This window comes from Aquisalimonas sp. (genome assembly GCF_007120195.1).
In the GTDB taxonomy this organism is placed as follows: domain Bacteria; phylum Pseudomonadota; class Gammaproteobacteria; order Nitrococcales; family Aquisalimonadaceae; genus Aquisalimonas.
In genome coordinates this window covers 1-15802 of sequence record NZ_SKOG01000276.1, presented here as the reverse complement: position 1 = coordinate 15802, position 15802 = coordinate 1, and the positions used below count along the sequence as shown (strand labels likewise).

Annotated in this window: 13 protein-coding genes; 6 read left to right on the top strand and 7 right to left on the bottom strand. The window is 62.4% G+C overall.

Annotated elements, in window-relative coordinates; all coding sequences use genetic code 11:
• The coding region (locus tag QZT63_RS18895; protein ID WP_290653447.1) for an AMP-binding protein at positions 1-1377 on the bottom strand (1377 nt) is incomplete at its 3' end.
• Between the two features lie 404 nt (positions 1378-1781).
• Here QZT63_RS18895 and QZT63_RS18890 point away from each other — a divergent pair.
• Both QZT63_RS18890 and QZT63_RS18885 read left to right on the top strand, forming a co-directional pair.
• Positions 1782-2573 (top strand): DUF3047 domain-containing protein, encoded by a 792-nt coding sequence (locus tag QZT63_RS18890; protein ID WP_290653446.1) that lies wholly within the window; start codon positions 1782-1784, stop codon positions 2571-2573.
• Between the two features lie 259 nt (positions 2574-2832).
• Positions 2833-3786 (top strand): universal stress protein, encoded by a 954-nt coding sequence (locus QZT63_RS18885; RefSeq protein ID WP_290653444.1) that lies wholly within the window; start codon positions 2833-2835, stop codon positions 3784-3786.
• A 357-nt stretch (positions 3787-4143) separates the two neighbouring features.
• Here the strand turns inward: QZT63_RS18885 and QZT63_RS18880 are convergent, their stop codons facing one another.
• Positions 4144-5463 (bottom strand): ABC transporter substrate-binding protein, encoded by a 1320-nt coding sequence (locus QZT63_RS18880; protein WP_290653442.1) that lies wholly within the window; start codon positions 5461-5463, stop codon positions 4144-4146.
• Between the two features lie 633 nt (positions 5464-6096).
• On the opposite strand from QZT63_RS18880, the gene QZT63_RS18875 reads away from it, so the two are divergent.
• Positions 6097-8214 (top strand): TonB-dependent receptor, encoded by a 2118-nt coding sequence (locus QZT63_RS18875; protein WP_290653440.1) that lies wholly within the window; start codon positions 6097-6099, stop codon positions 8212-8214.
• A 56-nt stretch (positions 8215-8270) separates the two neighbouring features.
• On the opposite strand, the gene pqqE is transcribed toward QZT63_RS18875, so the two are convergent.
• Genes pqqE through pqqA form a run of 5 tightly spaced genes read right to left on the bottom strand, consistent with a single transcriptional unit; the run spans position 8271 to position 11490 of the window.
• Entirely contained in the window at positions 8271-9437 is a 1167-nt protein-coding gene (gene pqqE / locus QZT63_RS18870; RefSeq protein ID WP_290653439.1) for a pyrroloquinoline quinone biosynthesis protein PqqE, read from the bottom strand.
• Positions 9427-9708, bottom strand: coding sequence for a pyrroloquinoline quinone biosynthesis peptide chaperone PqqD (gene pqqD / locus QZT63_RS18865; RefSeq protein WP_290653437.1), 282 nt, complete (start codon positions 9706-9708; stop codon positions 9427-9429). The genes pqqE and pqqD overlap by 11 nt, the downstream gene beginning before the upstream one ends.
• A complete protein-coding gene (pqqC, locus tag QZT63_RS18860) occupies positions 9708-10481 on the bottom strand; it encodes a pyrroloquinoline-quinone synthase PqqC (RefSeq protein ID WP_290653436.1) in 774 nt (257 codons plus the stop codon). Before pqqC ends, pqqD begins: the two co-directional genes overlap by 1 nt.
• Positions 10456-11370 carry a pyrroloquinoline quinone biosynthesis protein PqqB gene (gene pqqB, locus QZT63_RS18855; RefSeq protein ID WP_290653434.1) on the bottom strand — a complete coding sequence of 305 codons (915 nt, stop codon included), beginning with the start codon at positions 11368-11370 and terminating at the stop codon, positions 10456-10458. The genes pqqC and pqqB overlap by 26 nt, the downstream gene beginning before the upstream one ends.
• A 48-nt stretch (positions 11371-11418) precedes the next feature.
• A complete protein-coding gene (gene pqqA, locus QZT63_RS20205; RefSeq protein WP_366637602.1) occupies positions 11419-11490 on the bottom strand; it encodes a pyrroloquinoline quinone precursor peptide PqqA in 72 nt (23 codons plus the stop codon).
• A 175-nt stretch (positions 11491-11665) separates the two neighbouring features.
• On the opposite strand from pqqA, the gene gfa reads away from it, so the two are divergent.
• The 3 genes from gfa (at position 11666) to QZT63_RS18840 (ending at position 15547) form a co-directional block, all read left to right on the top strand.
• Complete coding sequence (gfa, locus tag QZT63_RS18850; protein WP_290653433.1) at positions 11666-12379, top strand: S-(hydroxymethyl)glutathione synthase; 714 nt, start codon at positions 11666-11668, stop codon at positions 12377-12379.
• A gap of 12 nt (positions 12380-12391) precedes the next feature.
• Positions 12392-13504 carry an S-(hydroxymethyl)glutathione dehydrogenase/class III alcohol dehydrogenase gene (locus tag QZT63_RS18845; RefSeq protein WP_290653431.1) on the top strand — a complete coding sequence of 371 codons (1113 nt, stop codon included), beginning with the start codon at positions 12392-12394 and terminating at the stop codon, positions 13502-13504.
• Positions 13505-13726: 222 nt separating this feature from the next.
• On the top strand, positions 13727-15547 hold the full coding sequence (locus tag QZT63_RS18840; RefSeq protein WP_290653430.1) for a methanol/ethanol family PQQ-dependent dehydrogenase: 1821 nt from the start codon (positions 13727-13729) through the stop codon (positions 15545-15547).
• Positions 15548-15802: the final 255 nt, after the last annotated feature.

The following is a 15802-nucleotide window of genomic DNA, read 5'->3' as shown; positions in this document are numbered from 1 at the left end:
GAGCACAGCTTCCACCTCCGCTGGACCGACCATGTACCCGTGCGTCTTGATGATGTCGTCCAGGCGGCCCACAAAGTGCAACTCCCCCGCTTCATCGCGTTGGGCCGTGTCGCCAGAGAGGTACCAGTCACCGCTGAAGCGTGCCCGGTAGCGAGCCGGATCGCCCAGGTAGGCGCGAAACATGGAGGGCCAGCCGGCGCGCAAGGCGATCTGGCCCACTTCGCCGTCGCCGACGGGCGCCACGCCATCATCACTGCGTGTAACGAGTGCCATCTCGATTCCGGGGGTGGGCCGCCCCATGCACCCAGGCGTCACTGGATCGTCGCCGTATTGGGCGATCATGGCCACCCCGGTCTCGGACTGCGACCATGCATCCCGGGGAGGCGTGCCCAGCGTCTCCCGGACCCAACGGTGTAGAGCCGGGTCGAGTGGCTCGCCGGTACTGAAGATACGATCGAGCGTGCTGAGGTCGTAGCTGGCGGCAAGCTCGTTGCCGGCCAGCTGGAGCATGCGCAATTCCGTCGGGGTCGTGAACAGGCATTCAACGCGCTCCGACTCGATAATGCCGTACCAGCGCCGGGCGTCGAAATCCGATTCGTCGACGACCATGGTTGCACCACAGAGTAGGGGCACGATCAGACCGTAGGTGACACCAGTGACCCAGCCCGGATCCGCGGTACACCAGTAGCGGGTGCCGGGCTTGAGACCGAGGACATCGCGGCCGCTCACCATGTACGCTACAACCGCGCGTTGCACATGGAGTACGCACTTGGGCGTGCCTGTCGTGCCGCTGGTGAAGTGGAGCACAGCAGGATATTCGGCGCGCGTCGCCGCCACCGGTGCTGGGCGCGCTGTACCGCAGAACGTCTCCCAGTGCTGCGTGCCGGGCAACTCACCGTCCAGCAAGACCACATGCTCAAGCCCCGGGAGGCGGCTGCGGATCGGCGCCACGCGCTCACGGTAAAGCTGCTCGGTGGTTACCAGCACGCGCGCTTCGCCGACCATTAGACGCCGGCTTACCGGCTCCGGGCCATACACGGAGAATAGCGGGGCAAACACCGCGCCCCGCCAGAGGGCGCCAAGGCCCGCAGCGTAGACTTCCGGCACGCGCGGTGCCAAGGTGCTGACGCGCTCGGAGAAGCCGATCCCGCGGGCCGCCAGGGCCGACGCAAATCGCATGGCGCCGTCTCGCAGTTCGGAGTAGCTGACGGTGCGACGGGCGCCCCCATGCCCGTGCCAGATCAAGGCGGTGGCGTCGCCGGTGCCGGCGCGGGCATGGTGCTCGAGGGCCGCGTAGGCGATGTTCATGGAGCCGCCTTCGCTATCCGGCAGGAGTTCGCGTTCGAGTCGCGACCAGGAAAAGTCGTTTGTGGCCACACTACCTCCAGGACTGAGAAGGCCCAACACATTCACTTGCATACCATACACCGGTGCGGCGCATGGGAATGAGGGCAGGGCGCACATCGCGCGGGCAGCGCAGCGTCAGGGAATTGCTGCAAGCGAATCACTGTTGCGCGCCGCGCCGAAGACGGTGCCCCGGCCCGGGACGCGTGCTTGTCGGCCCATCGTCGCACCGCCGAGAGATGTGATAGCTTAAGTGTCAAGTGCGAGATCCAGCGGCAGGCGGTCAACATCAGGCAGTAATCCCGCGTTTAACTCGTCTATGCGCCACACACGGGGATCACAATATTATTGATCGCGTCAAGGACGTACTTCTGAGACGCGCCGCGCGCTCGTAAGACAGTGCCGGCACCAGGACGCATTTTGACCAGGAGGGAGGCATGCCGCAACACTGTTACCGCCCGGGCCAACCACAGGGCAATGATCGCCAAGGCGATGGATACTGGGGCGTCATGACGCTCGCCGGACGCTGTCGCCGCTTTATGTTCGGGGCCGCGGCATTGCTGCTGGCGGCGGCCTCCCCTTTGTTGCTGGCATCAGAGTCCGAGTCGAACGCCGACGAGGTCGTCTACAGCATCGACTTCACCGGCGAGCCTGACGGCGACGCCCTCGGCTGGCTGCGCGAGCGCGGCTTTGAGCTTGAGCTCAAAGCACGCCAGCTCAACCCGCACTTCGATGGCGGACGGCTTGTCCTCGAGACGAGTGGCAGGGAGGCCGGGCTGTTCACGCGCAAGATCGACCTCGAGGAAGTGCGGCGTATCCGCGTCACCTGGGGGGTGGAGCGCTACCCGCAGGGCACCGATTGGGATGGCGGGACCTATCGGGTTGCGATCGCCACCATGGTCTCTTTTGGCCAGGAGCGCCAGCCGAGCGGTTCCGTGTTCGTGCCGAATGCGCCCTACTTTGTCGGCTTGTTTCTCGACAAAAACGCCCAGGAAGGCAAGGCCTATACGGCCAGATACTACACCCAGGGCGGCCGCTACTTCTGCGAGCCGTGCGGCGCGCCGGCCGGGGAGACGGTGACGACGGAATTCGATCTGCACGAGGCCTTCGAACGGGAGTTCGATCAGTCGCCGCCCCCAGTCAGCAGCTACGCGTTCCAGATGAACACCAATGACACCAGAGGCGGTGCCCGCGCGTTCCTGAAGCGTATCGAGTTTCTCACGGAGTAGAGCGCATGCGGTCAGGCAGCGTTGTCCCGCGCCACGGCCCCCAGGTGGAGCGACCAAGTGGCCACCGTTGCTCGCGCGTGCGGCAACGAGGCGGCTGACACTGAGCGGCTCAGCCATGTCCGGGTGTTGCTAACGCACGCTTTGCTATTGCCATATGGCAATACTTGCGGGAAGGTTAGTCATCGAAGGGTGCAATGCCTGTTCGATTCGAGCATGATCAACACGTTCCCTGCGAATAGCCCGTCTTTGGAGGAGCTGTATGGCTGAGCGCGAGTTTACCTTAATTGTAGCTGTTGATGGCTCTGACCAGGCCTGCAAAGCCGCAGAGCGGGCGGGCGAGCTAGCCGAATTGCTGCAGGCGCCCTTACATCTACTCTACGTGATGCCCCCGCGCCCGGCAGAACTCGGGGACGTGCCTGCCAATCGCACCCAGGACACGGACGCGGACCTGGCCGCGCAGCGCAAAGCCGCATCAGAAGCCCTGGCGGCGGCGAGACGTTCCTTGCCCCCCGGGGTGCGTGATGAGGCCAGCCCCGACGTCCTTGAAGACATCGCCCATCATGGCGATCCAGTCAGGGTCATCGTGGAGCAGGGCGATAACACGCCGAATGCCATGGTGGTCATGGGGGCGCGTGGTCAGGGCGGGCTGAAGAAATTGCTCCTGGGCAGTATCAGTGATGCCGTCGTGCACCGCGCCCACTTCCCGGTCGTCATTGTCCACAGCGAGGAGCACCCCGCGAACCACCCCGGCTTACGCCAGGTCCTGCTACCCGTGGATGGATCTGAAAGCAGCGATGCCGCCGCTCGCATGGCCGGGCAAGTGGCACGGGCGGCCGGCGCCACCGTGCATATCCTGTTTGCCAGTCCCAAGCCTCCCGCCGAGTTAACAGCTGCGGGCAAGACCGGCGGCGGAGCCGCCCGGGAGACGGCTTCCATGGCGCAATCGGAGACGGCACTTGCGCAGCGTAAGGCCCACAACGCGTTTCAACGGGCACGCGAACACCTCGGCCGCGTGGAGGGCGATGTGATCGAGCACCAACTCCATGGCCGAGACCCGGCTTCCGCCATCCTGGACTATGCCCAGGCACAGACCGAGCCCGGTGTGCTGGTGATCGGCCGCCGCAGCATGGGCCGACTGCGAGAGTTTCTCACCGGCAGCGTGAGCCACTCAGTCATCAACCAGGTCTGTTGTCCGGTGATAGTGGTCAGCTGACGCACCGTCTTGCAGCCCCCAGCACGGAAGCCGCGCTGGCGCGCCGAAAAAGTGCCCCAGTCGTTATCCTCCGCCCGCCGCCTACGGTCGGGCGGTCGGCGCATTTAACCCGGGTGATGCCGCAGTGAAAGATAACCGCCACATTATCGTCTATCTCATTTTGCTGATTTTGCTGCTGATTGGCGCACTCTACTGGGTGTTGGTTGGCTGGTAGCATCAGCCCGAGCACGCCAAGGCTACTCGGGCGAAAGAGGGGGCTGCCCCGGTCCGATTTCGCACCTGGGTGGAGCGGGCTGGCAATGGGCGTTCTCTCGCACCGTGGCTGCGGACCCTGATGGGACCCTGGGGGTTTCCGGCTTAGTCACACACCCGCGGGGTGATGCCTTCTTCCTGGGCATATCGTTGCGCCGACTCCTTGTAGATGGGGAAAACCACGTCCATATCTGCTGCCATGAAGTCGGTCAGTTCAACCCAGTTTTCGCCGTCCCATTGCTGGATCAGCGCACGCCCCTCACCTTCGTGATTCTCACAGGTAATCTCCACTTCCGGCAGCAAACCCAGCATCCCCATTTCCTCAGCACGGGATTCGGTGATGGTCAGCTGTTGCCATGCCCACAGTGTTTCCGCGCGTGTGGATGGGCGGCCTTCTTCGAACTCAGCTTGAGCCTGCCGCCAGGCTTCGACGATGTAGGCCGCGTTCACCATCCCGCGGCTGTAAGCAATGTTGCCGAACTGATCGCCATCACCGGCCTCAAGCCCTTGGTCCAGGACGTAACGCTGCATGTCTTCGTAGACAGGATAATCCGACCCAGCCCCGTGGAAGTTCGCGGCCCTATAGCCGACCGCGGCCTGATCTACGGGTTCCACGGCCTCGTCTTGGGACACGTAGTGACCACCGATAATTCGCTCCATATCAACGCCCACGGACGCGGCGGTACGAAGGGCGGTAGGGGTCATCACGCCCCAGGTCAGCAGCGTAACCCAGTCTGGATCGATGCGCCGGATCCGGTTCCATACCGCCCGCTGGTCGAGACCAATGGCCATCTCGTGCAGCGTGAAGCCGTACTCCTCGGCATAGTGATGCAACACAGGGAGGGGCTCGCGGCCATACGCCGAGTCATGGTAGGCGTGCACGATGTCCTTGCCGTCCAGGTTTTCCCAGCCCCCTTCCTGATCGGCGATGTGCCGCAGCATGATCGTCATGCTGCTCATATGGGTAATTGGTGCCGGGAAGACGTTGTCGATGACTGGTCCGTAGGCCGCGTCGGACCGGCCGTACCCCATCGTGGTCAGCACGATGTTGTCATTACGCGAGCGACGAATCAGGGCATAAGTGATGCCGGTGGAAAAGGGCGCGATCACAGTAGCGCCGCCGTAGCGGTCTATCCGCTCCTCATAGCACACCACGCCGCGATTGTTCGAGTACGCAGTCTCGCATTCCTCCAGCCGGATGCGCACGCCGTTAATGCCGCCGTCGCGCTCGTTGATCATGGTGATGTAGTCGGCGAAACCGTCGGCAATGCCGATACCGCTGGATGCGTACGGTCCAGTGCGATATACGAAGCTCGGTAGGTACTGCTCATCGCTTGCGTGGGCGTGGGTGACAAACAGGCCGCCGAACCCCACCGCGGCTGCGAGGCCAGCGGCAACGATTGCCTGCAGTGTGGGCATCTTCATGGCTGTCTCCTCGAGCACACGACCAAGCGGCCCCGTAATTTGATTGGGGATCAGCAACCCCATCGCCTGTGCCGCGCTTTGCCTCGGGCTGGTTTGTCCGGGAGCAATCTCGCAATGACGCCTCGAGGCCGATGGCTTCCTTGGCAGAAAAAGGACGCTGGTCGCGATCTCGACGAACGATTGGCGTGCCTGCCGCGACAGGCATTGCCCAGGCGCCGCGATCACGCCGCCATTTCAGTGCAGTGACGGATTGCCATCACCCAATTTATCGGTCCAACTCACTGGACCGCGAGCTCGCTTTCGTTGGCGTCAACCTGGGGAATCGGCTGCGCTGCCCTTTAACTATAGGAAGCGGAGTGTGGTTCGTCACTGGTGTCCTGTCCCCATCGGCTCGCAACAATCGCCCATGCCCCAGAGGGTCCCAGGGCTTTCCGGGAAGAACTTTGGGGTTGGCCCGAATTGACAGCGAGTCGATCGCCGGTATTGATGCCCCCCCAACCCGCAAGGCCGGCTGAAAGACAGCTTTGATTGCCGTGCCACCCCCGCATGACGCACTCGGGTAGGATAGACTGAACGCAACCAACGATCATGCTCATCGCAGAATGACCCAGAACAAGGGAGGCGAGACCCACGATGAGTAGCTCAAAGGCGCTGGGCCCCATCTCGTGCCTGGTTTTCGCGGCCGCTTGGCCGCTTGGTCACGTGTCGGCGGACGACGTGGCTAGCGGTGCGGTCGTGCTATCGCCGATTCAAATCTTCGCCGACGAGGGGGTCGCCAGTGTGCCCGGCTCGGCTACCATCATTGATGAAGAGACCATCGAAAGGCGTCGGCCGGCGACCACACTGGATATGCTGCAGAGTCTTCCGGGGGTGACGATTACACCGGAAGACCCGCTGGGGCGGCGCCCGAACATCGGGATTCGTGGCCTCAATCCGCGGCGTTCCCGGAAGATGAACGTGCTCGAGGATGGTGCCCCCATCCAACTCGCTCCCTACAGTGATTCCAGCACCAACTACCAGCCCGCCCCCCGACGCCTGCGCCGCGTGGAAGCTGTGAAGGGCACTGGCACCATCAAGTACGGCCCCCAGACCATTGGTGGTTCTGTCAACTATCTCACGCGCAATCCGCCCTTCGAGCCGCAAGTCACTGTGTACGGCGCCGGGGGCAACCGGGGTTTCGTGGACTCCAACGTTTCCGCCGGCGGACCCTATGGCAACACCGGGCTGTTGCTGGACTTCATCCATCAGCAGCAGGACGGCCACAAGCGCGGCGAGGAGCAGGCCATCAACGACTTCATGTTCAAGTCCGTGACCGACCTGGAGCCCGGACACCGGCTGACCTTCAAGGCTACCGCCTACAACGAGAACCAACGGGGTGGGGAAGCCGGCATGAATGAGGACGAGTTCCGCAACGACCGACGCACCAATTTTCTGCCAAACGACCGCTTCGACGTCGAGCGTATTGCCGGTCAGATCATTCACGAGTTGCACTTGGGCAATGGCACCAGTCTGAGTACCAATGTTTATGCGAACACCACGGAGCGCACATCACGCCGGCAGGCGAGCAGTTCCAGCGAATTACTGAATTGCACCGATGATGCTCTTGCCAGTGATTTCGCCAATGCCGACCAGTGCGGCAATCAGATTCGACCCAGGAACTTCCGGGTCATGGGCGTGGAACCCAGTGTTACCCATGAGCATCACGCTCTGGGCTACGATAACCGACTGGTCACCGGTGTGCGCTATCACGAGGAACGGGCGATCCGCGAGCAGTTCTGGGGGGATTCACCGAGCACCGACTTTCGCCAGTGCGAGAAGGAAGACGGAAGCGTTGACTGCCGCAGAGACCGCTTTGACGTGACCGCCACCGCAGCATTCGTTCAGAACACCACGCGTATCGGTGATCTCTCGGTAACACCGGGCCTGCGTTTCGAGCGCTGGAAGCTCGATGTCAGTGAGCAACGTGGCGATGACGCCAGGGAGACCGACAGTCGCACCATCGATAAGATGCTGCCGGGCATTGGCGTGAACTGGGAGGGCTTTCGCCGGTTCGAGATCTTCGGCGGTGTGCACCGTGGCATTTCGCCGGCCACGACGGATGTGGAGCCTGATCCGGAGATTGGTAACATCTTTGAGGTGGGTGTGCGCACGACCCCCCATGCCCTGTATGCCGGGGAGATCGCGTTATTCCATGTCGATTATCGGGACATCATCGCGGCGGAGCGCGAAGCCGGAGGCGACATCGACAATTTTAACGCCGGGCGAGCTCGGATGCGCGGGGTCGAGTTTACGGGACGGGTGGATTCCTGGGCCTTCTACGATGCGCCGTGGAATGTCTACCTCCTGGTAAATGGCACTGTCCTGGATACTGAATTCCGGGCCGATGTGTTCGATGAGGACGAACCGGTTCTCCAGTCCGGCAATGATTTCCCATACGCCCCCCGGTATGCCGGTTATCTGGCCCTTGGCTACGAAATCGGCCCATTCGATGCCCGCATCGGTACGCAGTATGTGGGCCGCCAGTTTGTGGATAACGAGAACACCCGCTCCACCACAGCGGATGGCACGCAGGGGCGCATCGCCTCCTATACCGTGATTGACGCTTCGATGAACTACCAGGTCACACCGGATCTGCGGCTCTTCGTGGCGGGCCGTAACCTGGCTGACCGGGATTACATTGCCAACCGCGAGGGCGGCATTACGCCCGGTGTCCGACGCCAGGTCTACGGGGGGTTCGACGCCCGGTTTTAGTGCGCTGGGAAATTTCCGGCTGACACACGCAGCCGAGGCCACGGCGGCCCTTGCCGTTAGCTGTTAGGGTCCGTGCCGCTCCCACGCAGAAGCCGGCTGTTCTCCACCGTGCGGAACACCAGCGGTTTGGCCGTTCCCGGCCGGTCGGCAGCCTCGACTGCGGCAAGCACACGGTCGTGGTGTGGCGACTTGGGGCAGGTCGGGTCAGTGACCGCTGGGTCGCCCGCCAGCAAATAGGCCTGGCACCGGCAGCCCCCGTGGCACTGGGCGAGCACCTCGCAACTGGCGCAGGGCTCGGGCAACCAGTGGTCGCCGCGGAAGAAGTTAAACGCGTCGGAATCCTCCCAGATCTCCCGCAGGGGCGTTCGCGCCACCGAAGGAAGTGCAAGACCCGGTAGCTCGGCGGCGCCATGGCAGGGCAGTGCGCGGCCATCCGGGGCGACGCCCAGGAAGGTGGTGCCCCAGCCATTCATGCATGGTTTCGCCTTCTGGTCGTAGTAGTCGGAGCCGACGAAGAAGATGCGCATGCGACCATCGGCCTTCTGGCGCCAGCGCTCGGTCACAGCCTCGGCGTGCTGCAGCTGCGCCCGGGTTGGCATCAGGGCCTTGCGATTGTGGAACGCCCAGCCGTGATATTGCGTGTTGGCCAGCTCCACGTAGTCGGCACCCAAATCCCAGGCGAGCTGCAGGATGCTGTCGATGTGATCCAGATTGAGTCGGTGCAGGACGATGTTGAACACCATGGGGTAGCCCTGGGCGTGGATCGCCCTGGCGATTGCCCGCTTATGCTCGAAATGCCCACGCCCGGCCACCTGGTCCGAGAGTTCGCTCTCGTCGGCCTGGAAGCTGAGTTGGATGTGATCAAGACCGGCCTCACGCAAGCGTGCCAGGCGCCGTTCGTCCATGCCCACGCCTGAGGTGATGAGGTTGGTGTAGAAACCCAGTGTACGGGCCTCTCCCACCAGCGTCTCCAGATCCTTGCGTAGGAGGGGTTCACCGCCGGATAGTCCCAGTTGCACGGAACCGAGTTCCCGCGCCTGACGAAACACGCTCACCCATTGCTCGGTGGTCAGCTCGTCCCGGTAGCGGGCGAAGCCGAGCGGGTTGGAGCAGTAGGCACACTGCAGCGGGCAGCGGTAGGTGACCTCCGCGAGCAGCCACAGCGGCATGCCACGAAGTGAGACGTGTTGCGTCGGCTCCTGGATCGCCCCGTCAGCGTTCATGATCCGCATCCTCCCACTCGACCCACCCCTGTCGACGGGCATCGGCCAGAAACTCCAGGACGTCGTCCCCGACCTCGGCGTCCGGGAAACGGCGCTGCAATTCGTCGATCATCTCGGCCAACGTACGCCCGTCACACAGGGCAAGGATCTCGCCGGCAGACTCATTGAGCTGCACCATGCCCTCCGGGTACAGCAGCACGCGAGCCTGCTGGGCGGGTTCCCATTGCAGTCGTACGCCGCGCGCCAGGGCGACGTGGGCGGAGCGATCCATCACTGGTTCTCCTGCAAGGCGTGATAGGGGGGCATGCCCACCACATAGGCGAGATACATGGCATCCAGCATGGCCCAGAGCACATCGAGCTTAAAGCGCAGCACCTCGAGTGCCCGCTCCTGTCTGTCGCGTGTGTCGAACACTTCCAGGGTCAACGCCAGGCCATGCTTGACGTCTTCACGCGCCTGCGCGAGACGGTTTTCGAAGTAGGCCAGCCCGGCAGGATCCACCCAGGGGTAGTGCTGGGGCCAGGTGTCCAGGCGCGAGCGGTGCGCATCCGGTGCAAACAGTTCAGTGAGCGATGAGCACACCGCTTCTTGCCACGGCTGTGAGCGCGCGAAATTGAGGTAGGCATCCACGGCAAAGCGCACGCCGGGCAGCACTTCCTCAAGCGAGGTCATGCGTTGCCGCGACACCCCCACGGCATCACCCAGACGTAACCAGGCCTCTATGCCACCGGGGTGCGTATCGCTGCCATCGTGGTCGATGATGCGTTGGATCCAGCGGCGGCGCACTTCGCGGTCCGGGCAGTTTGCCAACACCGCGGCATCCTTACGCGGAATACTGATCTGGTAGTAGAAGCGATTGATGACCCAGCCCTGCATCTGCTCATGGTTCAGCTCACCCGCCGCCATCATCTTCTGATAGGGGTGGTGAAAGTGATAATAGCGACCAAGCCCGCGCAGCTGGCGCTCGAACTCCTCCCGACTCCAGGCCGATTCAACCCTCGGAGCACCCGCGCTGCCCTCAGAGATCGATGACCATGCCGTCATAGGATACCTCGATGCCTTCCTCGACCAGTCGTGCACGCTGCTGCGAATCCGGGTCGAGAATGGGGTTGGTATTGTTGATGTGGATCAGTATACGCCGCCCACGCGGGTAGCGGCGTAACTGCTCGATCATGCCCCCGGGCCCGTCCTGGGGCAGGTGACCCATCTCGCGCGCGGTCTTGCGTCCATCCACCGTGCGCTGCATCTCGTCATCGGTCCAAGTGGTGCCGTCCACCAGCAAGACGTCAGCGCTGGCCATCCAGCGATGCAGATGCGGCTCCATCTCCCCCAACCCCGGGGCATAGAATGCCGAGGCGCCGGTCTGGCGGTCTTCCAACATCAATCCCAGGTTGTCGCCAGGCTGTGGGTCTGCGCGGTGGGGTGAGTAAGGGGGGGCCTTGCTGGTGAGCGGCACGGGCGTGAACCGAACACCGGGAGCGCCGGGCGACTCCATGCTTTGGCCGTCCAGCGCCAGGTTATGCACCCGGGTGCCACAGTAGTGCTCCAGTATCTCCAGGATGGGAAACCCGGTGCGCAGGTCTTCCTCGACCCGTTCACTGCAATAGATGGGCAACGGGTAAGCGCTTTCGCGCAACATCAGCAGGCCGGTGACGTGATCGATCTGGCTGTCCATCAACACCACGGCGGTAATCGCCGAGTCGCGCGAGCCGCGCGCCGGCTGTAGTTCTGGAGTGGCAAGGATCTGGGCCCTGATGTCCGGCGAGGCGTTGACCAGGAGCCAGTTTTCGTGGTCGGCGCTTACGGCAATGGAAGACTGGGTACGCCACTCACTCGCAAGCTTGTCAGTGCGGGCATCACGGCATCGGGGGCAGTTACAGTTCCATTGCGGAAAACCACCACCGGCCGCCGACCCAAGTACGCGGATCTGCATGCACTCAAGTATCTGGCGGGGGCCGACCGTGGTCGGCCCCCAGCAGCCTCAACGCGCGGTGACGTAGAGGTTGATTTCAAACCCTAGGCGAATATCGGTGTAAGTCGGCTTGGTCCACATACCGTGTGTCCTCCAATGGCTTCATTGTGTGGCGGGTGCACGCTTTCGCCGGCCCGCCTCCGGTATCGATAAGTATAGCAAGCAATTGGCCATCGACGAGACCCGACTCTCAAGTCTCCAGAGCGGTGCTATCCTACTATTAGGCTTGTACAGTCAAGCCAAGGGGGATTTTGCAATGGCAATCACGATAATAGATAAGTTACGGAATCTGTTTTCCGAGAAGTCGCAAGACACTGAAAGGAGCGCTGAGAGTGCTTCCGAGGGGAGCACAGAGGCACGCACGGACAGCAGCACCGAGAGGGTTACGACCATGACGAGTACAACTTCAATTCATCCCGCAATCGATCGCGGCGTCGCACCCGCGCAACCCGACTTTCAGGGCGGCACACTGACCTGCAAGTGCAGCCAGGAGCCCGTTCAGGTCAAGGTCGGCGCGCAAGTCGCGCACAATCACGCCTGCGGGTGCACCAAGTGCTGGAAACCTGAAGGCGCGGTGTTCTCGATGGTGGCGGTGGTGCCCCGCGATGCGGTTACTGTCACCGCAAACGAGGACAAGCTCGCAGTCGTCGATCCCGACGCCGTCATACAGCGGCATGCCTGCAAGCAGTGCGGCGTGCATATGTACGGCCGCATAGAGAACAAAGACCATCCGTTCTACGGTCTTGACTTTATTCACCCGGAACTCTTCGAGGAGGACGGCTGGGCGCCGCCGGAATTCGCCGCCTTCGTTTCCTCGATTATTGAGGCCGGTACCAGCCCCGAGCAGATGGACGACATCAGGGCGAGGCTGAAAGAACGCGGCCTCGAGCCTTATGACTGCCTGTCTCCGCCCTTGATGGACGCCATTGCAACGCATACGGCCAAGGCGAAGGGTGTCTTGCCTCAGTAGAGGAGGTCTGCCATGAAGACGCGTGCCGCGGTGGCTTATGAGGCCGGTAAACCGCTAGAAGTCGAAGAGGTCGAGCTCGATGGGCCGAAGGCGGGCGAAGTGCTCGTTGAGCTCAAGGCGACCGGGCTCTGCCACACTGATCTTTTCACGCTCTCCGGGGACGATCCGGAAGGCCTGTTCCCATCGGTCCTCGGCCACGAGGGCGCCGGTGTTGTGGTGGAGGTGGGCACCGACGTGTCCTCACTGAGGGTTGGTGACCACGTCATTCCGCTGTATACCCCCGAGTGCCGTGAGTGTGAGTACTGTCTCAACCCCAAGACCAATCTCTGCCAGGCGATACGCTCCACCCAGGGCCAGGGCGTGATGCCCGACGGCACCAGTCGCTTCTCCATCGGCGGCAAATCGATCCATCACTTCATGGGGTGCTCGACCTTTTCCAACTACACCGTGCTGCCTGAGATCGCGCTGGCAAAGATTCGCGAGGACGCCCCCTTCGACAAGGTCTGCTACATCGGCTGCGGCGTCACCACCGGAATCGGCGCGGTCATCAACACGGCCAAGGTCGAGCCGGGGGCGAACTGTGTCGTGTTCGGCCTGGGCGGAATCGGGCTCAATGTCATCCAGGGCTGCCGACTGGTTGGTGCCAACATGATTGTTGGTGTCGACTTGAACGAGGACAAGCGCAGCATGGCAGAGCGATTCGGCATGACACACTTCGTCAACCCGAAGGACATCGGCGATAAGGATGTTGTTGCGCACCTGGTCGAGCTGACCGGCGGGGGAGCGGACTATTCCTTCGAATGCATCGGCAATGTCCACGTGATGCGTCAGGCGCTGGAATGCTGCCATAAGGGCTGGGGCGTTTCGGTGATCATCGGCGTCGCTGGCGCGGGGCAGGAAATTTCCACTCGGCCGTTTCAACTGGTGACCGGGCGCACCTGGAAGGGCACCGCCTTTGGCGGTGCACGCGGGCGCACCGACGTGCCCAGAATCGTGGACTGGTACATGAACGGCAAGATCAGCATCGACCCGATGATCACACACACCTTATCGCTGGATCAGATCAACGAGGGCTTCGAGCTGATGGAGCAGGGCAAGTCGATTCGTTCAGTGGTCGTGTACTGAGCCCCAGGTGCGGGGGCTGCAACACGCCGTCGGTGCCAGCGAGTCGCTGAGCAACGGCGGCGTCTTAAGCAGTGCCGGGTGCCTTGCGGATGTCTCGAGCAGTCTGCTAGTTGACGGAGGAAAGTTCTTCCACCCCTACCAAAGTTGCGATTTTCTAACTATAACCAATAGGTATGTTGCAACACCTCTACGTTGCAACACTGCGAGGGAGGAGTCGTCGTGATGAAAATAAGAAGTTGTATGACTGCGGTAGCCACACTGGCGTTGATGACCACAGCAGGCCAGGCAAACGAGAATTTGCTTGAACTCCAGGAGAACCCCGACCTGTGGTCGATGCAATTGGGGAACTACTCGGGTAACCGGTACAGCCAGCTTGATCAGATCAACCGGGACAATGTGCAAGATCTCGTCCCGGCGTGGCAGTTCTCAACCGGCGTGCTGCGCGGACATGAGGGCGGGCCCCTCTATGTCGGCGATGGGCGCTTGTACTTGCACACGCCATTTCCGAACAAGGTTTTCGCCCTCGATCTGGAGGAAGAAGGGCGCATCCTCTGGGTGTACGAGCCGGACCAGGATCCGCGCGTCATCCCGGTGATGTGCTGCGACACCGTCAACCGTGGCCTGGCCTACGCCGACGGCCGCTTGTTCCTCAACCAGGCCGATAACACCGTCATCGCGCTCAATGCCGAGGATGGTGAGCTGCTGTGGAGCGCCGAAAACGGTGACCACACGGAAGGCGAAACCATGACGATGTCCCCGCTTGTCGTCAACGACAAGGTCATTGTGGGCAATAGTGGTGGGGAGTTCGGCGTACGCGGGCACATCACCGCCTACAACGCGGAAAGTGGCGAAATGGAGTGGCGCGGCTATTCCACCGGCCCTGACGAGGAGGTACTGCTGGATCCCGAAACCACACTCATGATGGGTGAACCCGTCGGTGAGGAGGACCTTGGCGTAACCACTTGGCCGGAAGGCGAATGGGAACGGGGCGGCGGTGCCCCATGGGGTTGGGTCACCTATGACCCGGAGCTCAACCTGATCTATTACGGCAGTGGCAACCCCGGGACCTGGAACCCCGCGCAACGCGCGATCGACGGTGAGCCCGCGGACAACAAGTGGGCGATCACGGTATTTGCACGGGATGCCGACACCGGCGAGGCGAAATGGGTCTACCAGAAGGTGCCGTTCGACGAATGGGACTATGACGGCGTCAATGAGAACCAGCTTATCGACGTGGAGGTCAATGGTGAGGATCGCAAGGGTCTAGCCATTATCGACCGCACCGGCTTTGGCTTCCTGCTTGACCGGGAAAACGGAGAGCTGTTGGTGGCGGAGAAGTTCGCGCCGGAAACCAACTGGGCGACGCACTACGACATGGAAACGGGCCGCCCGGAGGTCGACCCGGAGTACAGCACCTTTGAGCAGGGCGTTGACGTCAACACCACCGACATCTGCCCCACGGCGATGGGCGCGAAGAACATGCAGCCGAGTTCCTATTCACCGGAAACCGGTCTGATCTATGCCGGCATCAACCGGATCTGCATGAACTACGAGCCGTATGAGACCGAATACACGGCCGGTCAGCCTTACGTGGGTGCCACCCTGACCATGATGGCGTCACCGGAGGATGCGGGTGGTCATGGCGGGCTGGGCAGCTTCATCGCCTGGGATCCGGTTGAGGGTGAGGTCGTCTGGGAGGTGGACGAGCGGTTCGCGGTATGGAGCGGCGCGCTCACCACCGCAGGCAACGTGGCCTTCTACGGCACCCTGGAAGGGTATATAAAAGCTGTCGATCTGGAGACCGGGGAGCATCTGTGGCAGTTCAAGACGCCCTCCGGGATCATCGGCAATGTCAACACGTTCCAGCATGAGGGTAAGCAGTACATCGCTGTCCTCTCCGGTGTCGGCGGTTGGGCTGGTATCGGCCTTGCCGCGGGCTTGACCGACCCTGAAGAGGGGCTCGGCGCCGTGAGTGCGTTCGCGGCCCTTGAAGACTACACCAAGCTGGGTGGCGTACTGACCGTGTTCGGCCTCCCCGACTAAAGTCAGGCTGTATCACCTCCAACGCCCTGCCCCACCCCCGGCCGCCCGGCGCCCGGGGGTGAGGCACGGGCAAGGACCCAAGGGGCATTGGCCCCATGCCTGTTGCAGTTGAGCCCCGTTAGCAGTGTCCTTATAGCCCCCGTCAATGCGGTCCGCCATCAACGGTGACGGGTCGCCAAACACAGCACGGTGAGCCGTTATGATAGCGAAGCAGAAGTGGTGGATTTCCATGAGTGTGGCGGTGCTGGCTGCGCT